Source organism: uncultured Roseibium sp. (assembly GCF_947496995.1).
Taxonomy (GTDB): domain Bacteria; phylum Pseudomonadota; class Alphaproteobacteria; order Rhizobiales; family Stappiaceae; genus Roseibium.
Genome location: NZ_CANMFD010000001.1, coordinates 709,212 through 728,611, shown reverse-complemented (window position 1 = coordinate 728,611; position 19,400 = coordinate 709,212). Strand labels below are relative to the sequence as shown.

Sequence of the window (19,400 nt, the reverse complement as noted above, 5' to 3'; positions counted from 1 at the left end):
ATGGCGGAAGACAACCGGAAATTGGGGCGGAAACAGGCGCCGGAACAGGGACTAAAATCGCGCGCCGGCAACAAGCCCCTGCGCTCGCTCGGCTTCCTGTCGCAGCCCGGCAGTCAGGCAAAGGCCGGACCGGGAGCGCCTGGCGAGCCGGAGCACAAACACCACAGGTCCCGTGGTTCGCGTCCGGTTTCCGTAACTTCCGACGGCAAACCGCAAACGCTTCCGGTCAAGGCAAAGGTCAAGCCCTACGTGCTGGAGGACAAATGAGTTCGCCATGGCTGACGCTGATCGGTATCGGCGAGGACGGCGTGCCAGCGCCGGGCGGCGCGGAGGCGTTGTCTTCGGCCGACATCGTCTATGGCGGCACCCGCCACCTCGAGCTGGCCGGGCCGCTGAAGGCTGAAAAGAGAGCCTGGCCGAGCCCGTTCTCGTCCGTTTTCGAGGATCTGAAAACCTGCACGAACAGCAAGGTTGCCGTGCTCGCGACCGGAGATCCGATGTGGTACGGGATCGGCGCTTCGCTCCTCAAACACTTCAGTGCGGAAGAGATGACGGTGCTGCCGTCTCTTTCCGCTTTCCAGCTCGCGGCATCCCGCCTCGGCTGGGCGTTGCAGGACACCGAGTGTCTTTCGGTTCACGGCCGTTCCGTCGATCTGCTGCGCGCCGCGCTTTATCCGCGAGCACGCATTCTGGCGCTTACCAGCAACGCGGACGCTCCGCGCCAGGTAGCGGATCTTCTTGCCGATGAGGGATACGGCCGGACACGGATGACCGTTCTGGAACATCTTGGCGGGGAAAAGGAACGCATCGTCACGGCGACGGCGGAAGACTGGTCCGGCGAGGTTGCCGACTTCCATACGCTGGCAATCGAGGCCGTTGCCGATCCGGGCCTGCGGGTGCGCGCCCGAACACCGGGCCTGCCCGATGAAGCCTTCCGCCATGACGGCAAGATGACCAAGCAGGATATCCGCGCGGTCACGCTCGCCGAACTGAAGCCGTTTCCGGGCGCACTCCTGTGGGATATCGGCGCCGGGTGCGGATCGATTGCCATCGAGTGGCTGCGCGCAGCGGACCGGACGCGGGCCATCGGACTGGAGCCCCACGCGGAGCGCCGACAGATGGCGGCTGAAAACGCCATTGCACTCGGAGTGCCGCAGCTTGAACTGAAGGATGTTCAGGCTCCCGAAGGACTGGAAGGACTGCCGCAGCCGGATGCGATCTTCATCGGCGGCGGCCTGACCGCGCCCGGGATCGTCGAGACGGCCCTCAATGCGCTTGAGCCCGGCGGGCGGCTTGTCGCCAACGCCGTCACGCTGGAAAGCGAGGCGATCCTCATGTCGGCCTACCAAAGCCTTGGCGGCAGCTTGAAAAAGCTCTCCGTTCACCGGGCAAGCGCCGTCGGCGGCCTGACCGGCTGGCGCCCGTCGATGCCGGTCACCCAATGGAGCCTCACCAGAGCATGAGCGGAACCCTTTACGGCATCGGTCTCGGCCCCGGCGATCCGGAGCTGATGACCCTGAAAGCCCACCGGCTGATTTCCAGCGCCGAAGTGATCGCCTATCCGGCTCCCGACAGCGGCGAAAGCTTCGCCCGCTCCATCGCCGCCGGTGCGCTGCCGTCTGGCGTCCGCGAGATCCCGATCGTCGTGCCGATGCGCACCGACCGGTTTCCGGCGCAGGAGATCTACGACCGTGCCGCGAAGGAAATCGCGGCGGTTCTGGAAACCGGACAGGATGTGGTCACACTCTGCGAGGGCGACCCGTTTTTCTACGGCTCCTTCATGTATCTGTTCGAACGCCTCGCCGACAGATTTTCCATCGAGATCGTGCCCGGGGTCACGTCGCTGACCGCCTGCGCGGCACAGCTCCGCCGGCCGCTGACATCGCGAAACGACGTGATGACGGTCATTCCCGGTCCCCTGCCCGATGCCGAGATCCGCAGCAGGATCGATCAGGCTCAGGCGGTCGTCATCATGAAGGTCGGCCGCCACCTCGCCCGTCTCAAGGCCCTGCTCGCCGAGATGGACCTCATCGACAAGGCGGGGTATGTGGAGCGTGCAAGCTTACCTGAGCAAAAAGTGCACCGCCTCGTTGACCTCGATGCGGAAACCGCCCCCTATTTTTCCATGATCCTCATCTACAAGGGAGAAGAAGCGTGGACGCTTCCCCCATCCTATTCGTCCTGAACCAGGCCGGCCTCGACACCGCCCAGGACATTGCAGGCCGGTTTTCAACCGCGCGCATTCACGGTCTTGCCGGCCGTGTGCCGACGGCCGACACGCAGTTCAACGAGACCGTCGAGCATCTGCAACTGCTGTTCAAGGCGGGGCACCCAATCGTCGGGTTCTGCGCCAGCGGAATTCTGATCCGCGCCCTCGCCCCGATCCTGTCGGACAAACGCAACGAGCCTCCGGTGATCGCCGTCTCCGAGGACGGCTCAAGCATCGTGCCGCTTCTCGGCGGCCATCGCGGCGCCAATGAACTGGCACGTCTGCTGGCCAAGGCCCTTGGCGGCCATGCGGCGATCACCACCGCTGGCGATACCAAGCTGGGGATTGCCCTCGACGTGCCCCCGAAAGGCTGGCGTCTTGCGAACCCGGACGACGCCAAACCGGTGATGGCCGAACTGCTTTCCGGTGCGCCTGTGCGCATCGAGGGCAAGGCGGACTGGCTGCGAGAGGCAAAGCTGCTGCAGGCAGAGGACGCCGCCATCACCCTGGCCGCAACGGAATATCCCCTGGACGGCAGCCCGACGCGGCTCGTCTACAATCCGTTGAAATATGCCGTTGGCGTCGGCTGTGCCCGCGGGTGCTCGCCTGAGGAACTGATCGACCTGGTCGAGCAGAACCTTGCCGAGGCGAATATCGCCAGAGGCGCTGTCGCCTGCGTCGCCTCCATCGACCTGAAGGCCGACGAAGCCGCTGTCACCGCGCTTGCGGAGCATCTTGATGTGCCGCTGCGGGTCTTTTCGGCGGTCGAGTTGCAGCGCGAAACACCGCGGCTGAAAAACCCGTCCAACGTGGTGTTCGCGGAGGTCGGCTGCCATGGCGTTTCGGAAGGGGCGGCCCTTGCGGCTTCCGGCGCCTTCGGAACGCTGACGGTTGAAAAGCAGAAGACCGACAACGCCACATGCGCCATCGCACGGACGCCCAATTTCATCGATGCGGAAAATGTCGGCCGCGCACGCGGGCACCTTTCGGTCATCGGCATCGGACCGGGCAAGGACGACTGGCGGACCCCCGAGGCGACCGCACTGCTGACACAGGCGACCGATGTCGTCGGCTATTCGCTTTATCTGGATATCGTCGAACGCCACATTGCCGGCAAGACCCTCCACAACTTCCCGCTCGGCGCGGAGGAAGACCGGGTGCGCTTTGCCCTTGAAGAAGCGGGCAAGGGCAAGACTGTCGCGCTGATCTCCTCAGGAGATGCCGGCATCTATGCGATGGGCACACTGGTGTACGAGTTGCTCCACCGCGAGGAGGCCTTCGGCGGCGTTTCGGATGCGGCAAAGCGTGTCAGCATCACCAATGCGCCCGGAATTTCCGCTCTGCAGGCCTGTTCGGCCCGTATCGGCGCGCCGCTCGGTCACGATTTCTGCGCCATTTCCCTGTCCGATCTCCTGACGCCCTGGGAAGTGATCGAAAAACGCCTGAAAGCGGCCGCCGAGGGCGATTTCGTCATCGCCTTCTACAATCCGGTCTCCAGGCGCCGCAGGACCCAGTTGGCGGAAGCGCGCGAGATACTGCTGCAGCACCGGTCCGCCGCCACTCCCGTCATTCTCGGCGTCAACCTCGGGCGGCCTGAAGAAACCGTGCGGGTGACAACCCTGGAAGCGCTGAAAGTGGATGACGTCGACATGCTGACCACGGTTCTCGTCGGCTCGTCGAACACCAGGACGGTGATGAAAGGCGACGGCAAGCCCTTCGTCTATACGCCGCGCGGTTATGCCAAGCGCATCGACGCTCCCAAAGCCCGGCAGGACGACACACCTCAATCCACGGATCAGAGCGATCCCCAGACCCCGGAAGACACTCAATGACCGTTCATTTCATCGGCGCGGGACCGGGCGATCCGGACCTCATCACCGTACGGGGCCTTAGGCTGATCCAGTCCTGCCCCGTCTGTCTTTATGCCGGCTCGCTGGTGCCGGAACAGATCGTCGCCGCGGCCCCGGAAGGCGCGCGCGTGGTCGACACCGCACCGATGACGCTGGACGAGATCATCGGCGAGATCGAAACCGCCCACGCGAAAGGGCAGGATGTCGCCCGGGTCCATTCCGGCGATCCCTCCATCTATGGCGCCACGGCGGAGCAGATGCGCCGGCTGGATGCACTCGGCATCGACTATGACGTCACGCCCGGCGTGCCGGCGTTCGCAGCCGCCGCCGCCGCTCTCAAGACCGAGCTGACCATTCCGGAAGTCGCGCAGACGATCATCGTCACCCGCACTGCCATGCAGTCCTCGGCCATGCCCAACAACGAGGATCTGGACACGCTCGGCAAAAGCGGTGCGACTCTCGCCATTCACCTGTCGATCCGCAACCTGCGCGAGGTCGAGCGCCAGCTCGTGCCCCATTACGGACCGGACTGTCCGGTGATTGTCGCCTACCGCGTCGGCTGGCCGGACCAGGCCTTCATTCACGGCACGCTGTCGACAATCGCAGGCAAGGTGCGCGCCTCGAAGATCACCCGTACGGCGCTGATCTTCGTCGGCCACGCTCTCAAGCCGGGCGAAGACTTCCGCGACAGTGCGCTTTACGACGCCGACCACGTGCACGTGCTGCGTCCGAAGAAGAAGGCGAAGGGCTGATTCCGCGCCGCCAGGAACAAGCGCCTATCTCATCGACCGGTGTCTCGGCAGGCGTGAGCCGGCATTCCATCGCCAACGTGCGCGCATTTGCATTGCAGCATCGGATACGCCTATCCTGACCTCACCACACCAGAAAGAGGCAGGCATGAGCGCTGAAAACCCGTTGCTGAAACAGTCGGTCACCCTTGGCGGTGACCCCGACGCGATCCGGGACTTCTACAAGAACTGGTCGGACAGCTACGACAGCGACCTGCTGCTCGACATCGGTTATGTGGCACCGCAAATCACCGCGGAAGCTCTCTGCCGGCGCGTGTCCGATACGGCGACTATCCTTGATGCCGGTTGCGGTACCGGGCTGGTAGGCATCGAACTCATCAAGCGCAAGCAAAATCTGAGCGTTGACGGGATCGACCTGACACCGGAAATGCTGGAGGTGTCCCGCCGCAAGGAAGTTTACCGCAAGCTGAGCGAAGCGGACATGAGCGCACGGCTTGAGGATATCGACGACGATAGCTATGACGGCGTGGTCAGCGCCGGCGTCTTCACCAACGGCCATGTGGGCCCCGATGGGATCGATGAACTCATCCGGATCACCAGGCCAGGCGCGCCTGTCGTTCTGACCGTGCGCGACAGTGCATGGGAGACGGACGGGTTCAAGGCCAAGGTCGGGCAACTTGAAACGGACGGCCGAACGAAGACGGTGGAGATCACCCACAGCCCGTATCACACCAAGGAAGACATCTTCTGCCAGCTTGTCGTGCTGGAGGTCGTTTAGGGCTGATCCGGCTTGAGGTAGATCTGCTTAACCTGGGGCAGCCGCGATCACATGCCCGAAGGACCCCATGACCGATCCGCGCCGCAGACCCATATCTGAAAGCGCCACTCCTTCCGCATCCCGCGCGCGAAAGAGCCGATCCGCCGCCCCTTCGGAGACGATGGACGCATAGTGGAATTCATGCGCCGTCAATGCGCCGTTCCAGGGCAATCCGGCCAGCGGTTCGAGCCTGCGGTAACCGAGGTGACGTTTGCGGGTCTTGAAGGAGGTTTCAAGCGGCAGCAGACCGAGCATCTGATGGCGGGCACCGTCCGCATCGACGAGACCGGCACCAAGGGTCATGTAGCCGCCGCACTCACCGTAGATCAGCTTTCCGGCGTCCGCAGCGCCTTTCATGCCGTCCCTGAAACGCCTGGCAGCGCTGAGCCGCGCAGCATGAAGTTCAGGATAGCCTCCGGGCAGACAAATCGCGTCGGCATCCGGGGCCGGGGCTTCGTCCGCCAGCGGGGAGAAGAACGAAAGACCGGCGCCTGCACGATGCCAGTGCTCCAAAAGATGCGGATAGGCAAAAGCGAACGCCACGTCGCGGGCAATGGCGATATTCTGTCCCGGCGGCGGGGGAAGACACAAGCCGTCACCATGCTCCGGCGTCAGGCCGCCCGCAGTCTCCGCCAACCGCGCGATATCGACATGCCGCGCGCATAGCACCGCTGCCCGGTCCAGAAAGGCTTCCAAATCCGGATGTTCGCCCGCCTGGACGAGACCCAGATGGCGTTCCGGCAAGATCAGATCATCGGAGCGCGGCAGAGCTCCGAGAACATCCACCTTCAACGGTTCCAGGGCAGAGCGCAGCATCTTTTCGTGCCGGGCACTGCCAACCCGGTTGAGGATCACACCAGCAAGGCGCACGTCTTCTCGGAAACCGGCAAAGCCGTGAACCAGAGCCGCGATGGATTGCGCCTGTCTGGCGCAATCGACGACCAGCACCACCGGCAACCCCAGAGCCACCGCGAGATCGGCCGCCGAGCCGGTACCGTTGGCCGCGCCATCGAACAGGCCCATGGCCCCCTCCACGAGCAGAAGATCATGTCCCTGTGCCTGATGGTGGGCGAGCGCGCGCAGCGTTTCGCCGGTCATCGCCCAGGCATCGAGATTGATGCAGGGACTGCCGCTGGCCGCCTCGTGAAATTTCGGATCAATATAATCCGGGCCGGACTTGGCCGAGGCAACGGAGCGGCCGGCGTTTTTCAGCGCGCGGAGCAGCGCAAGCGTCAGCGTTGTCTTGCCGGCTCCGGAGGAAGGCGCGGCGACCAGCAGTCCTTTTGCTTCCTTCACGTTCAGTTTACCCGGCATCAGCCGTCTGCCGGTCTGCCCGAAGCCCGAGCGGATCGGAGATCAACTCCTTTCCGGAGAGTGCGCCGAGCCAGTCGAGCCCGCTGCGCAGACGGACCACTTCGCCGACACAGACGATTGCCGGCGGCTCCAGCTTCGCCTCGGCCGCGTCTTCGAAACAGCGGCCCAGGGTCGTCTCCAGAACCCGTTGACCGGCCAGGGACGCATTGCACACGATACCCACAGGCTCATCCACAGACCGTCCACCGGCAATCAGTTTGCCGGCTATGGCTTCCAGATGCTTCATCGCCATGTACATGACGATCACCGGCGAGCCCTTTGCAATGCCGTCCCAATTGACCGCGTCCGGCGTCAGGCCGGTCTGGTCATGGCCGGTGAGAAAGGTGACCGCCTGGTTGCAGTCCCTATGGGTTGCCGGGATGCCCGCGTAAGCCAGGCCGCCGATGCCGGCGGTGATCCCGGGGATGACCCGAAACGGCACGCCTGCCGCAACCAGGCCCAGCGCTTCTTCGCCGCCCCGGCCGAACACGAACGGATCGCCCCCTTTGAGACGCAGAACCCGTTTGCCCTTGCGGGCGTGGTCGATCAGCTTCAGGGTTATGTCGCGCTGCTGGGGGCTCGGCTTGCCGCCGCGCTTGCCGGCATAGTCGGTCACCGCGCCGGGTTTTGCCCAGCTGAGAATACTTTGGTCGACAAGCGCATCGTAGACGATCACGTCGGCCTGCCGCAGACCGTTCAGGGCGTGCAGGGTCAACAGGCCCGGGTCTCCAGGACCTGCGCCAGCAAGCCACACCCAGCCGGGCTCGAATTCCGGCAGGCCGGCAGGCACAGTGATGTTGCTTTCATTGCCGTTCATGGGTCCTGTTTACCCGGCTGAGCGGCAAGCGCCAAGCGATTCCGCGATGCGGAACACGCCGAAAACGACATTTCAGCGCAAAGCCGCGCGACATTCGCTATAGAGGGATCATGTCGATTGTTGAGCCAAAAGAGCTTCGGCGCGGGTGGACGACGGGCGCCTGCGCCACGGCGGCGGCAAAGGCCGCCTACACCGCGCTTCTGACCGGCGCGTTTCCCGATCCCGTGGAGATCACGCTGCCCAAGGGCGGAACCGCAAGTTTCGTGCTGACCCGGCACAGCCACTCGGCGGAAGAAGCCACGGCGACGATCACCAAGGACGCCGGTGACGACCCCGATGTTACCCATGGGGCGCTCATCTCCTCGACAGTCCGCCTGCTTGGCAAGGGCGACGGGGTGCATTTCAAGGCGGGTGAAGGCGTGGGCACCGTCACGCTTCCTGGCCTGCCTATTCCTCCCGGCGAACCCGCGATCAATCCGGTGCCGCGCCGGATGATGCAGACAGCGATCGATGAAGTCGCCTGCCTCCATGACGCTTCCGGCGATGTCGAGATCGAGATTTCCATCGAGGGAGGCGCGGCGCTTGCGCTGAAGACAATGAACCCGCGCCTCGGTATCGCCGGCGGTCTTTCCGTACTCGGGACGACAGGCATCGTGCGGCCGTTTTCCTGTGCGTCCTGGATCGCCTCGATCCATCGCGGCGTCGATGTCGCCCGGGCCATCGGACTGACCCATGTCGCCGGGGCGACGGGCGCTGCCTCGGAAGACGCAATCCGCAGCCGCTACGACTTGCCGGACGCTGCCTATCTGGACATGGGAGATTTTGCCGGTGGTCTCTTGAAATATCTGCGCCACCATCCGATCGACAAGCTGACGCTTGCTGGCGGCTTCGCCAAGTTTTCCAAACTGGCACAGGGGGCGCTGGATCTCCACTCCGCTCGCAGTTCCGTAAACTTCTGGTTTCTTCAGGAACTCTTGAGGGAATGCGATGCGCCGGCTGCGATGATTTCAGCGGCCGGGTCCGCCAACACGGCCAAGGAAGTGCTTGATCATTCGCTTGAAGCGGGGATCGGCCTCAGTAACGCTCTGGCCAAAAAGACGAAAACCGCCGTCCGCGGTATCCTCAAGGAGGCACCGGTTGCGGTGGAAGTGCTGATCACGGACCGCGAGGGCAAGGTGCTGGGAGAATGCGGTTTTGACAGCCAAGCCTGATCACATTCTCCTGCTTGCAGGCACCCGGGAGGCGCGCCTGCTTGCCGGCGCGCTGGCGGAAACGTTCCCAAAGACCCGGATCACGGCGTCCTATGCGGGCGTGGTGCGCGACCTGCCCGATCCCGGCGTTCCGGTGCGTGTCGGCGGCTTTGGCGGGGTCGAAGGCCTCTCCAACTACCTGATCGGGGAGGCTGTTTCGGTGATTGTCGATGCCACTCATCCGTTCGCGGCACAGATGAGCTGCAACGCGGTGGCGGCGGCAACATCGACCGATATTCCTCTGCTCCGGCTTGAGCGCCAGGGATGGGTGCCGGTCGAGGGGGATATCTGGGTGAATGCCGCCTCCATGGAAGAAGCGGCCTCGGCCCTGCCCTCCGATGCCCGCGCGTTTCTGGCAATCGGCCGGAAGGACATCGGCTGTTTCACGCGGCGACCGGATATCCATGCCGTTGTCCGCATGATCGAACCACCCGAGGCAGTGCTACCGGATCACTGGGAACTGATCCTGTCCCGCCCGCCGAAACTGGCGGAAAAGGAAATCGCTCTCTTCAAGGACCGGCGGATCACGCATGTCGTCACCAAGAACAGCGGCGGCAAACGCTCCAGCGCCAAGATCAAGGCGGCCAGGCACCTCGGCCTGCCGGTCATCATGGTCCGGCGGCCCGACCTGCCGGAAGCACCGAGCGCGGACAGTGTCGCCGGGTTGATACGCTGCCTTCAGCCGTATCTCTCCAAGAGCATCTAGGGGCTGAGCGCAATCAGGACCTGCCGGCAATCCGGCGGAATTTCAGTTTTACCAGCAGGGCCAGAAAGCGCGGAATTCCGATGATGTAGCGGCGGAACAGGCGGCGCGGTTCCTGAAGCAGCCGGAACAGCCACTCGAGGCCGACCGCCCGGACAAGTTTCGGTGCGCGAACAACGGAACCCGACATGAAGTCGAACAGCGCGCCGACACCGATCGCCACCGGTACTTTCAGCTCAGAACGATTGCGGGTGATGAAGATCTCCTGACGCGGATTGCCCATGGCGACCAGGAGCAGATCCGCTCCGGACCCGCTGATATCCGCGCGGATGCCGGCGACATCCTTGTCTTCGAAATAGCCGTTGCGATAGCCGACGACTTGATGCTGCGGATAGACGGCTTCCAGATGCGCTTTGGCCCCCAGGACCTGCGGCTCCCCTGCCCCGAGAAGATACAGGCGCAACGGCACATCGATATCCCTCAGCAATCGAGGAACGAGATCCGTGCCGTTGAGGTTTTCCGGAAAGCTTCGTCCCCCCAGAAACCGGCTTGCGAGTCCGATGCCGACACCGTCGTTCAGAAGGGTCATCTGCTGCAGGGTGTCAGCGTAGCCCGGATCGTCCAGCGCCGTCAGGATGGTGTGGGCATTGCAGATCGCGATATCGAGTTGGCTCCGCCGACGGACGGCTGCCCGGACACGTGCAATGAAATCTTCCGATGTCAGGCACGCGATGGCGAACGGGCCAATCTCGGTGCGGTCGATTTCAGACGCAGATTGCGGTTCAGCGCTGTTTATCAAAGCTCAAGATCCAACTTCCGTGGCCATTCCGATTTTCATGCAAGATACCCGACCCTTGGAAGGAATTGCACCATGATCGTGCAAGGTCGGAGCTGACGGGATCATCATGATGGTGCTGGCGCGACCGTAACGGCAACGCCGGTGGGACTATTGCCCAATTCAAACCAGTTTCAAGTGATAATCACGTTTGCGACACAGACCGTTTGCGATGCGTTAAACATGTTTGTTTACGAATATACTCGGACGGTCGCTGCGCGATTGGCGCCACGCGTGGGAATTTCGACCTTTTCCGCAGGCAAGATAATGCGGGCCACAGAGCAGCCTGCAACAAGGCACAACAGACGCGAACATGATTGATATCCTGGACATCCCTGCGATCCTGAGACGCCATATCATCTGGCTGATCGCTTTTCCCATTCTGTTTGCCGCTCTTGCCGTTGTATTTCTGGCGCTCAAGACACCGCAATACCGGACGAGTGCGGAGCTGATCATCCAGCCGGAAAGCGTGCAGGTGATCCAGAACGACCCCGCCGGTACAGTTGCCAACCAGTCGCTGCAGGGCATGGACCTCTTGAGTCAGGCCTACATCATTCTTTCCTCACCCGTCCTGAACCAGGTCGCCAACAATCTCAATCTCGACGATTCCCCCACGTTCAAGCGGCCCGGGCTGCTGAGGAGGCTGCTCGGGTCTGCCACCAATACGCGCTCGTCGAGCGAAGCCCGCGAAGAAACGCTCGCAATCCTGAGGGATATCCTGGAGGTCGTGCGGCTCAACCAGTCGCTGGTCTTTCTGATCCAGGTAACGCATCCGGACGCACAGCTCGCCGCGGCGATCGCCAACGAGACCGCGACGGCCTATATCGAGCAGATCCAGAGCAGCCGGGCTGAATCCCTTGGTCGGGCCAGCACCTCCCTGACCAAACAGGCGAGCCAGCTCCGCACCCGTGTCGATCAGGCCGAAGCCGCGATAGAGGCCTACAAGGCCAGCCAGGGGCTCATCAGCACCAGCGGCGGCAGTATTGTCGATCAGCAGATCGAATCGCTCAACACGCAGATCACCGAAGCCCGGGTCGAACTGGAGCGCGCCAAGGCCACCAACGAGCGAATTGCCCCGCTTACGCTTGTCGACGTGGAATCGGGCGCACTGCCTCAAAGTGCCTCCGATTCCGTTCTGAACTCCCTGCGCGTACAATATGCGCGCGCAGCCCAGCAGGAAGCCGAAGCGGCAACCACACTCGGTGCCAACCACCCCACCCTGCTTGAACTCCGTTCCCAGGTGAACAACACCAAACGCCAGATCCAGGACGAGCTGCAGAGGATCAAGACCAACGTCCGCAGCCAGTACGAGCAGGCGCAGGCAACGCTCGACGCCCTGGAACGGCAGTCGGAGTATCTTCAGTCGCAAAACACCACCCAGGGTCAGGCGCTCATTGAACTGCGGCAGCTGCAGAGCGACGCGGATGCCAGCCGCGCGGTCTACGATGCCTTCCTGAAGCGGGCGCGGGAGCTGGAAGAACTGCCCGAACTGGACACCAATTCCTCGCGCATCCTGTCCACCGCGACTGTCCCTTCTTCTCCGAACGGACCGCGCGGCAGCATCGTGCTGGCGGCGGCCATGGTTTTCGGCTTCATGACTGCCGCGGCAGGCATTCTCGGGCTTGCCATTCTCAAGGGGCCGGTCGCATCCGAACGGCAACTGGTTGCCGAAACGGGCATTCCAATTCTCGCCAAGCTGAATGAAACCGGCGACCGTTCCGGCTCATTCCGGCCTTTGAAAGGCCTGTTCGGCGGCAGGACATCAAGTTCCTCGCTGCAGGGTATTGCCCAGACCCGCGTTGCCTATGCAATCCGGCAGAGCCTTCCCGATAGCAGGTCGGCCAATATCCTGGTGCTTTCCATCGGGGAAACAGGCGACACCTTCAAGTTTACCCGCAAGGTTGCAGAAGAGCTGCACGAGATGGGGCAGGAGGTGCTGTTCGCGCATACCACGGGGCACGAGCAGCCCGCTCGTCAGACACCCGCGCTCTCTGAAAACGGCAACCCGGGTTTGCTCAACCGGCTCACCGCCAAGCTCTCCGGAGGTGCCGGGGGTGCCAGCGGATCGCCCGAAAACCAGGACCGGCAACCTGACCTGCCCGGCCACTCGGGGCTCAGCAAATACCTGCAGGTCGAACAGATCAACCCACGCCGGAAATATGCCTCGAGCGGCGATCTGAACACTGCGAACGAAGCTTTTCTCCTGGTCGACGCGGGCAATATCGACAAGAGCCCGCTGCTGCCGGTGCTGCTGCGCCACTGCGACACCATCATACTGATCACGGCGCTCGATGGCATCAGCATGCAAGATTGCAAGCGGACCCTCGCCTACCTGGAACCCTGGCAGGACCGGATTATCGGGAATGTTGTCCTATAACACCCTTGACCGCCGGGAGCTTTCCAGGGCGCTCGGCGAGCGCGACCGGGACCGCTACCGCCTTTGGCTGAACGCGGTCTATCTGATCGCCTTCGGAACGCTGACGTTCAATCTGATGCTCGCGTTCGTCAACTCGAACGTTTTCACAATTTCCGAGAGCCATGTCATTCTGGCGGAGATGGCGTTGCTGGGAGCCGCTCTTCTGCTCGCGCTCAGCAGAAACGCCGCGCTCTATGTCATTCTGGCCATCTACATAAGCTACATGGCCTTCATCCTGGCGCTGCGGCCGGAACTCGATCTCAAGGCGATAAGAGACTTCCTGATACCCATCGTGTTCTACTTCATCGGCAGAAAATTTCGCCGTATCGAGGACGCCGACAGGCTTATCTGGTTAAGTGCCATACTCATTCTCGCTATCGGCTTTTTCGAATTCTTCTTTCTGGAGCTCTATACGCAATTCATCGATATCTTTGGTTACTACGTGGCCCGCGGCACGCTTGAAGCGGGTTCGAACTTCGTCGAAGGATCGAACCTCTTCATTTCCAGCACCCGTCTCGAAGGCCGGAATTTCCTTAACTTTCTTGGAACTCTGCGCGCATCTTCCGTGTTTCTGGAACCAGTCACCATGGGTAACTTCGGCGCATTTTTATGCCTTTGGGCTCTCTTTCGCTCCGGCATGCGCTATCGGGTCCTGATGTTCGTTGCCGCCTTCATCGCCATCGTGATGCCCGACGCCCGATTCGGAATGTTCGTTTCTTTCGCACTTTTTGCCGCGGCTGCAGCCGGGCTCATCATCCCAAGAATTCTCTGGTGGCCGCTTCCGTTGCTCATTGTCCTGGCCCTTGCGCTTTATGGCGGCTGGTCGTCGCAAATCATCTGGGAGGACGATTTCACCGGCAGACTTCTGCGCGCCAGCCAGCTGTTGCAATATGTCACGATGGAAGCGTTCTTCGGGGTTCAGGCCTTTGGTCCTATTCTTGCGGACAATGGCTTTGCATATTCCATCGTGCAGATCGGCGGGATCGGGCTGCTTGCCTTGTGGTCTCTTTTTGTGTTTGCCCCTTACAACAATCCGAAAGCCCTGCAATTCAAGGCCCTTGCGATCACATATATCTCTCTGCTCATGACCGTTTCAAATTCGTTTTACTCCATCAAAATGGCGGCGCTCTTCTGGATTGCGGCCGGTGCCGCCGATGCCATGGGGACGTTTCGGAGCTGCACCGGAACGAATGGTTCTCAAAAGATCTGACCCACGGCATATGAGTCTATCCGACCCGTTCAGATACGAACCGACAACAGCAAGTACTTGTCTGATCGTGATTTGACGCTGTTCGGTAGGAAGTGTGCCGAACAACGATGAGAGTCATTGGCGATGACACGGATTTGAGCTCTCTCTTTTGCACCTGTCGCACAATATGGCATTATAATGGAAGGCGGGAAAACGACGTTTACATTCAGTTACTCCGGAACATAGCATTGCCATCCGCAAGCCCCCCCCAAAGCGTGAGTATTGGCTGAATGATACTGGTTTTTCCTTACTGCCCGTCCGAAAAGCGACACGCACGGTTTTTTGCGGCAGTAATCGCAGCTCTGGCTGCCATCATAATCATGTCCTCGATGCTGCAGGCGGAAGAGATTGGCTGCCTGCGCGGCGTCAACGTTTCAGGAGGTGAATATGGCGATGCTGAAGGAATCTACGAAACCGCCTATATCTACCCGTCCGATGGTACCCTGGATTGGGCTGTATCCAGGCATATGAACGCAATTCGCCTCCCCTTTCTCTGGGAACGGCTGCAACCGTACCTCTTTACTGATCTTGACGCCGCCGAGCTCGCACGCCTTCAGGACACAGTCAAACGTGCAAACATCAGGGGTCTCTCCGTCGTTTTGGATCCTCACAATTATGCGTCATTCAGGGGGCAGAAAATCGGTGCCGGGGAGGTGCCTGCAAAGGCGCTAGCGGATTTCTGGGGTCGTCTTGCGCATCATTTCGCGGGCAATAATGAAGTTGTCTTCGGGGTGATGAACGAACCCGCCGACATTCCATCGAAGGTCTGGTTCGATGCGGCCCAGGAAGCCCTTGCAGCAATTCGCCAGGCAAATGCCGAAAATCTTGTTCTGATTCCCGGTAACATGTGGACCGGGGCCTCACATTGGTTCGACGAGCAGGAGGGGGGCTCAAATGCGCAGCTGTTTGAACAAATCTCAGACCCGGCAGACAATTTGGCTTTCGAGTTTCACCAGTACATGGATAGTGACTTCTCAGGCACGAAGAACAATTGTTCTCGCGTAGACGATGCCATTCTGGCCCTGAAAAAAGTCACAGAGTGGCTGGACCGGAACAGCTTCAGAGGTTTTCTGGGTGAATTCGGTGCGTCGACATCACCCGAGTGCCTGACCGGTCTGATGACAGTCGCGGACTACGTAAACCGTCATCACACCATCTGGATTGGATGGACTGCATGGGCGGCGGGCGAATGGTGGGGAGACTACCCGTTGTCCCTTCAACCGGTCGGAAAAATAGACAAACCTCAAATGCGGGCGCTCCTGCCCTACCTGCTTCCCAAAGGCAATTCCTCGCAGTGCGCGCGGTGACAAGACGTTTTCCGGGTGCTCGACCCTTGCCGACTTCGCCTATTCACCCTTGAAATTCTCGGTGAATAGAACATCCTGGTACAATTCATCATAGCGGCGAATTGCGCTCTCCCAGCCGTGTTGAGCCGCAGAAACCATTGCGGCTTCGCGCAGTCCCGGAGTTTCGTCAAGCCCACCCTTGGCGGCAATGATGCTGCCAGCCGCCCGCGCAGGATCCGCAAAATCCGCAAGCCGGACCATGGAATGCTTGTGCGCCAGCGCCTGGAAAGCCTTATTTGCCGCCACGACCGGTATCAAACCTGCACTCAGAGCTTCGATCATCGCAATGCCAAATCCCTCGTATTCAGATGCACTGACGAACAGGCTGCATCGCGACATGATTTCTCGAACGCGGCTGTCGGGAACCTTTATGTGAAGGGAAACATTGTTTTTCAAACCGAGCCCGGAAATCATTTCCTGAAGGCCCTCGACGGTCAGATCAGATGGAGCACCTATAATGTCCAGATGCCAGTCTGAATCGATCCTCGTCAAATGCTGAACGACCTGCAGCAGCCTGTCCAATCGCTTGTTCGTGGAAAACCGACCGATCGTGACCAGTCTCTTAGCCGGTTGGAGGGCCGATCCGCCTTTGAACTTGTCGAGATCGACACCGTTTTCAATCAGGCGCACTCTGTTTGGCGCTATTTTCTGAAACAGCGCCAGGTCATTGTCCGAACAACATGCAATGCCGTCATATTGCGACGCAGACAGCCGCGTCGCGGTATTCAGCCAGATCTTTTTCAATTGTAAATAGGCATCGGTGTGAAAGAAGCCGCCATGTGTTGTCGCAACGAGCTTGCAACGATGGATCGGCTTGGAGACGGCAAGCGCATCGAAGAAGAAATCGACGCCGTGTACATGAACAAGGTCCGCACCTGCCAGACTGGACCAGACAGAAGGTGCAAGCGGATACCGGCTGCTGCCCCAGTAAGGGATCCGGAGCACCGGAACGCCGTCAATGACCTCGTCCCGGGGCAGATACAGGTCCGGCTGAACGAACAGACGATCGAGCGTGACAACCCGCACGCCGGGGAACCGACCAGCTTGCTGCCTTACCATTTGCAGAACGAAATCCTCCAGCCCGCCGACCATTGGCGCGAACTGGCGTACCACATGCACTACTGAAACATTTTCAAGGTTAGCCAGCAACGGAAAGTCTTTCGCAGCGATAATTCAGTGATCAAATCAGGAGCAATTTACCACAGGCGATCCACCGCGGCTGGAGATTGCCCTGAACACTCCGTTCATGGAGCATACCGCAGTTGTATAGCCGTCGCCCGCATACTCGCCGTCATCCCTTGGAAGCATATGAAGCTCATCCCCATGCTGGGGGAAAAGGCACCCGGGATCTGTTGTAACGGAGGTTTGAAACCCGAATTCCTTTGCGATGCCGGCTTCACGGCGGCCCGTCAGCGACGGACGACCGTAGGGAAATGCGAAGTGAGGCACGTCGCGCTCAAGCCTTTCTTCCAGGAATTCCTTATTGTCCCCTATATCCCGCCGCACCTCTTCCTCGGACAACAGCCCCAACGCCCGGTGTGTCGTCGTATGCGCGGCGATCTCGATCAAGGGATGCCGGTCGGCCTCGATCATCTGATTTTCAGTCATGAAGAATTCTTCAGCCAGATCCGGAAGAGAAGCGCCATTTTCCCTGAATACCTCTTCAAGCATATCGGCACGGTGGAAATCTTCCCAAACCCAGGCCACGAGATGGCGAAGCGTCGCAACCTTGCTTGCATAGTCCGGGCAAAGGAACCGGGTTTTCATAGGCGCAAAATCCACGCTGTCATTTTTCTGAACGATATCGCGTAAACCCAGCCACCAAGCATTGATCGTCCTGGTAATGGCCTCCGTCGGCACAAAAATAGCTGCGGGCGCCTCGTATCGTTCCATGATCGGTAAGGCCAGTTCAGTATTGCACAGGTAGCCGTCATCAAAGGTCAGAACCGCAAACGGCCGGCTTGCCGGATCCTCTATCCTGTGAACCGCCTCGGACAGGCTGACGATATCGCGCCCGCTCCTCCGGAGGCTGCGTAGAATCGCCTCGAAGTCATCCACGTGACATCCACTGCCCAGCTTTTTCCTCAGGCAGTGTGTGAACTCGTGAAACATCAGGATGACGCCCTTACCGCCGTAAACTTTACCCACGAGGGTGGCGAGACCGCTTTTGGCGACAGATTTCAGTCCAAGTGCTTTTATCTGGCCCCGCGCCTTGGCCCCGGCGGACAAGCGTAGCGAAACTTCCGAAAAGCTTCGATCTCCAGAGTTTTTGGCGGGTAGCAAGTCCACATTCATGCTATTTTACAAGACCTTATGTTTTTCTCTTATATATTTAATATCTTTTCCAATGCTCTTACTACATTTTCAGATATCAGAACCATGCTCTAAAGCTATTTTCTAAATACTTTTTTGCCAAATAAACCAAAAATGCGCCCGATCGGAAAAAATAATTCAGCATACACTTGTGTAACAAATTTCAGGCAACGTTTCATTCAGGTTATGCGATTTCCTACAACCGGTTGAGAGACTCTGTCGTCCATGCGAATTTTGATGCCGTGCGCAGCATTCCCACCCTTTGTCGACGGCGGGGGACCTGTTTCCGCTCTCGTGGTCGCAACGCTTCTTAAAAACGAAGGGCACGACGTTCGGGTCGTAAATGCCAGCGATGAAGAGAAGTTTGAGACCTATCAGGGCATTCCGGTCCATCGGATAAAACCGCTCAATCTCTATTGGAACTATCACTTGCCCCGACCGAGCTGGAAAAAAGCATGCTGGCACATGCTGGAAAACGGAAATCCGCGTGCCTACAGCTTCATGCGGCGGGAAATACAAAGCTTCAATCCCGATATCGTTTTGACGGACAGCATCGAGAACATCAATGTGGCGACTTGGGCAGCCGCAAAATCGCTAGGGCTACCGGTTGCTCATACGATCCGCAGCGCATTTCTGCTCTGCTGGAAAGGTGTTATGCAAAAATCCGGGCACGCATGCGACAGGCAATGCGGGAGCTGCCGCCTGACCGCCATCGGGAAACTTTTTTTCTCCAGATTCGTGGATCTGGCGATAGGCGAATCCGACGATATCCTTCAACGCCACTTGAAAGAGGGCTATTTCCGCAATGCCGTGCCACAACGTATTCCGGGTGCCATTCCCGACGAGTGCGCGATGATGGCTAGATCCTATCCAGCCGGCCGGCCGTTCCGTATTGGCTTCATAGGCGCGCATACGCAATTCAAGGGAATAGATGTCCTTGCGGAAGCCGTGCGGCTACTTCCGAAGGAATACCCTCTTGAGTTTTACATTGCGGGAACTGGCCGCGATGCCTTTGCCGAGGAGGTTCGGGCCCGTTTTCCGGCTCGAACGACAAAATTTCTTGGCTGGATCGAGCCGGAAATTTTCTTTCCGCAGATCGACCTGCTGGCGTTTCCTTCGATCGGTCGCGAAGCGTTCGGAAGGGTTGCCGTGGAGGCCTTTTCTCACGCGATTCCAGTCATCGGCTCCAGTCTGGGCGGAATTGCCGAAACCATCGTTCCGGGCATCAACGGCCTTCATGTGCCTCCACAGGACCCTCTCGCTCTCAAGAACGCCTTGTGGCAGATAGCCTCAGCCCCGCAGATGTACGAAGCCTTCTCCAGAGGTGCTCTTTCCAGCGCAGATGACTACAGGGCTTCCAGGATAGGCACAGCCTATACGCAAGCGCTGGGTGCCGCGGTAGATCGTAACAAAGGTCCGGTATGAAACTGGCCGGGCTGCGTCCTCGGGCCGACATACAGAACAGCTGAGCCTGGTCGTAAACTGACCGTTTT

The 19,400-nt window shown here is 60.1% G+C and carries 17 protein-coding genes; 12 read left to right on the top strand and 5 right to left on the bottom strand.

Annotated features, from left to right (window positions below; all coding sequences use genetic code 11):
• The 6 genes from Q1B40_RS03240 (at nucleotide 1) to Q1B40_RS03215 (ending at nucleotide 5,586) form a co-directional block, all read left to right on the top strand.
• On the top strand, nucleotides 1-267 hold the full coding sequence (locus Q1B40_RS03240; RefSeq protein WP_299809931.1) for a hypothetical protein: 267 nt from the start codon (nucleotides 1-3) through the stop codon (nucleotides 265-267).
• Entirely contained in the window at nucleotides 264-1,463 is a 1,200-nt protein-coding gene (gene cbiE, locus Q1B40_RS03235) for a precorrin-6y C5,15-methyltransferase (decarboxylating) subunit CbiE (protein ID WP_299809928.1), read from the top strand. The genes Q1B40_RS03240 and cbiE overlap by 4 nt, the downstream gene beginning before the upstream one ends.
• Nucleotides 1,460-2,185 (top strand): precorrin-2 C(20)-methyltransferase, encoded by a 726-nt coding sequence (gene cobI, locus Q1B40_RS03230; RefSeq protein ID WP_299809926.1) that lies wholly within the window; start codon nucleotides 1,460-1,462, stop codon nucleotides 2,183-2,185. Before cbiE ends, cobI begins: the two co-directional genes overlap by 4 nt.
• The gene (cobJ, locus tag Q1B40_RS03225) at nucleotides 2,155-4,041 is read left to right on the top strand and encodes a precorrin-3B C(17)-methyltransferase (RefSeq protein WP_299809924.1); all 1,887 of its coding nucleotides are present in this window, start codon (nucleotides 2,155-2,157) and stop codon (nucleotides 4,039-4,041) included. Before cobI ends, cobJ begins: the two co-directional genes overlap by 31 nt.
• Nucleotides 4,038-4,811 carry a precorrin-4 C(11)-methyltransferase gene (gene cobM, locus Q1B40_RS03220; protein WP_299809922.1) on the top strand — a complete coding sequence of 258 codons (774 nt, stop codon included), beginning with the start codon at nucleotides 4,038-4,040 and terminating at the stop codon, nucleotides 4,809-4,811. The genes cobJ and cobM overlap by 4 nt, the downstream gene beginning before the upstream one ends.
• 145 nt (nucleotides 4,812-4,956) lie before the next feature.
• Nucleotides 4,957-5,586, top strand: a complete 630-nt coding sequence (locus Q1B40_RS03215; protein WP_299809919.1) for a class I SAM-dependent methyltransferase — start codon at nucleotides 4,957-4,959, stop codon at nucleotides 5,584-5,586.
• 27 nt (nucleotides 5,587-5,613) lie between these two features.
• On the opposite strand, the gene Q1B40_RS03210 is transcribed toward Q1B40_RS03215, so the two are convergent.
• On the bottom strand, nucleotides 5,614-6,939 hold the full coding sequence (locus tag Q1B40_RS03210) for a cobyrinate a,c-diamide synthase (protein ID WP_299809917.1): 1,326 nt from the start codon (nucleotides 6,937-6,939) through the stop codon (nucleotides 5,614-5,616).
• Nucleotides 6,929-7,795 (bottom strand): uroporphyrinogen-III C-methyltransferase, encoded by an 867-nt coding sequence (gene cobA / locus Q1B40_RS03205; RefSeq protein ID WP_299809915.1) that lies wholly within the window; start codon nucleotides 7,793-7,795, stop codon nucleotides 6,929-6,931. Before cobA ends, Q1B40_RS03210 begins: the two co-directional genes overlap by 11 nt.
• 110 nt (nucleotides 7,796-7,905) lie before the next feature.
• Here cobA and Q1B40_RS03200 point away from each other — a divergent pair, with 110 nt between their 5' ends.
• Both Q1B40_RS03200 and Q1B40_RS03195 read left to right on the top strand, forming a co-directional pair.
• Nucleotides 7,906-9,006 carry a cobalt-precorrin-5B (C(1))-methyltransferase gene (locus Q1B40_RS03200; protein ID WP_299809913.1) on the top strand — a complete coding sequence of 367 codons (1,101 nt, stop codon included), beginning with the start codon at nucleotides 7,906-7,908 and terminating at the stop codon, nucleotides 9,004-9,006.
• A complete protein-coding gene (locus Q1B40_RS03195; protein ID WP_299809911.1) occupies nucleotides 8,990-9,751 on the top strand; it encodes a cobalt-precorrin-6A reductase in 762 nt (253 codons plus the stop codon). Before Q1B40_RS03200 ends, Q1B40_RS03195 begins: the two co-directional genes overlap by 17 nt.
• A gap of 13 nt (nucleotides 9,752-9,764) precedes the next feature.
• On the opposite strand, the gene Q1B40_RS03190 is transcribed toward Q1B40_RS03195, so the two are convergent.
• Nucleotides 9,765-10,547: a WecB/TagA/CpsF family glycosyltransferase gene (locus tag Q1B40_RS03190; RefSeq protein WP_299809909.1), complete on the bottom strand. Its 783-nt coding sequence runs from the start codon at nucleotides 10,545-10,547 to the stop codon at nucleotides 9,765-9,767.
• Between the two features lie 349 nt (nucleotides 10,548-10,896).
• Between Q1B40_RS03190 and Q1B40_RS03185 the strand changes: the two genes are divergently transcribed.
• The 3 genes from Q1B40_RS03185 to Q1B40_RS03175 all read left to right on the top strand — a co-directional run bounded on the left by Q1B40_RS03185 (nucleotide 10,897) and on the right by Q1B40_RS03175 (nucleotide 15,555).
• Nucleotides 10,897-12,960, top strand: a complete 2,064-nt coding sequence (locus Q1B40_RS03185; RefSeq protein ID WP_299809907.1) for a GumC family protein — start codon at nucleotides 10,897-10,899, stop codon at nucleotides 12,958-12,960.
• A complete protein-coding gene (locus Q1B40_RS03180) occupies nucleotides 12,947-14,209 on the top strand; it encodes a UDP-phosphate alpha N-acetylglucosaminyltransferase (protein ID WP_299809905.1) in 1,263 nt (420 codons plus the stop codon). Before Q1B40_RS03185 ends, Q1B40_RS03180 begins: the two co-directional genes overlap by 14 nt.
• A gap of 269 nt (nucleotides 14,210-14,478) precedes the next feature.
• The gene (locus Q1B40_RS03175) at nucleotides 14,479-15,555 is read left to right on the top strand and encodes a glycoside hydrolase family 5 protein (RefSeq protein ID WP_299809903.1); all 1,077 of its coding nucleotides are present in this window, start codon (nucleotides 14,479-14,481) and stop codon (nucleotides 15,553-15,555) included.
• Nucleotides 15,556-15,594: 39 nt separating this feature from the next.
• Here Q1B40_RS03175 and Q1B40_RS03170 read toward each other — a convergent pair whose 3' ends face one another.
• Together Q1B40_RS03170 and Q1B40_RS03165 are read right to left on the bottom strand one after the other, a co-directional pair.
• Entirely contained in the window at nucleotides 15,595-16,653 is a 1,059-nt protein-coding gene (locus tag Q1B40_RS03170) for a glycosyltransferase family 4 protein (protein ID WP_299812513.1), read from the bottom strand.
• A gap of 126 nt (nucleotides 16,654-16,779) precedes the next feature.
• Entirely contained in the window at nucleotides 16,780-17,889 is a 1,110-nt protein-coding gene (locus Q1B40_RS03165) for a polysaccharide deacetylase family protein (RefSeq protein WP_299809901.1), read from the bottom strand.
• Nucleotides 17,890-18,132: 243 nt separating this feature from the next.
• On the opposite strand from Q1B40_RS03165, the gene Q1B40_RS03160 reads away from it, so the two are divergent.
• Nucleotides 18,133-19,332 (top strand): glycosyltransferase, encoded by a 1,200-nt coding sequence (locus Q1B40_RS03160; protein WP_299809898.1) that lies wholly within the window; start codon nucleotides 18,133-18,135, stop codon nucleotides 19,330-19,332.
• Nucleotides 19,333-19,400: the final 68 nt, after the last annotated feature.

Excerpts from the sequence above, each read along its gene's own strand:
- Q1B40_RS03240 (WP_299809931.1), top strand. The coding sequence starts at position 1 with ATGGCGGAAGACAACCGGAAATTGGGGCGGAAACAGGCGCCGGAACAG.
- cbiE (WP_299809928.1), top strand. The coding sequence starts at position 264 with ATGAGTTCGCCATGGCTGACGCTGATCGGTATCGGCGAGGACGGCGTG.
- cobI (WP_299809926.1), top strand. The coding sequence starts at position 1,460 with ATGAGCGGAACCCTTTACGGCATCGGTCTCGGCCCCGGCGATCCGGAG.
- cobM (WP_299809922.1), top strand. The coding sequence starts at position 4,038 with ATGACCGTTCATTTCATCGGCGCGGGACCGGGCGATCCGGACCTCATC.
- Q1B40_RS03215 (WP_299809919.1), top strand. The coding sequence starts at position 4,957 with ATGAGCGCTGAAAACCCGTTGCTGAAACAGTCGGTCACCCTTGGCGGT.
- Q1B40_RS03210 (WP_299809917.1), bottom strand. The coding sequence starts at position 6,939 with ATGCCGGGTAAACTGAACGTGAAGGAAGCAAAAGGACTGCTGGTCGCC.
- cobA (WP_299809915.1), bottom strand. The coding sequence starts at position 7,795 with ATGAACGGCAATGAAAGCAACATCACTGTGCCTGCCGGCCTGCCGGAA.
- Q1B40_RS03200 (WP_299809913.1), top strand. The coding sequence starts at position 7,906 with ATGTCGATTGTTGAGCCAAAAGAGCTTCGGCGCGGGTGGACGACGGGC.
- Q1B40_RS03185 (WP_299809907.1), top strand. The coding sequence starts at position 10,897 with ATGATTGATATCCTGGACATCCCTGCGATCCTGAGACGCCATATCATC.
- Q1B40_RS03180 (WP_299809905.1), top strand. The coding sequence starts at position 12,947 with ATGTTGTCCTATAACACCCTTGACCGCCGGGAGCTTTCCAGGGCGCTC.
- Q1B40_RS03175 (WP_299809903.1), top strand. The coding sequence starts at position 14,479 with ATGATACTGGTTTTTCCTTACTGCCCGTCCGAAAAGCGACACGCACGG.
- Q1B40_RS03170 (WP_299812513.1), bottom strand. The coding sequence starts at position 16,653 with ATGGTAAGGCAGCAAGCTGGTCGGTTCCCCGGCGTGCGGGTTGTCACG.
- Q1B40_RS03165 (WP_299809901.1), bottom strand. The coding sequence starts at position 17,889 with ATGAATGTGGACTTGCTACCCGCCAAAAACTCTGGAGATCGAAGCTTT.
- Q1B40_RS03160 (WP_299809898.1), top strand. The coding sequence starts at position 18,133 with ATGCGAATTTTGATGCCGTGCGCAGCATTCCCACCCTTTGTCGACGGC.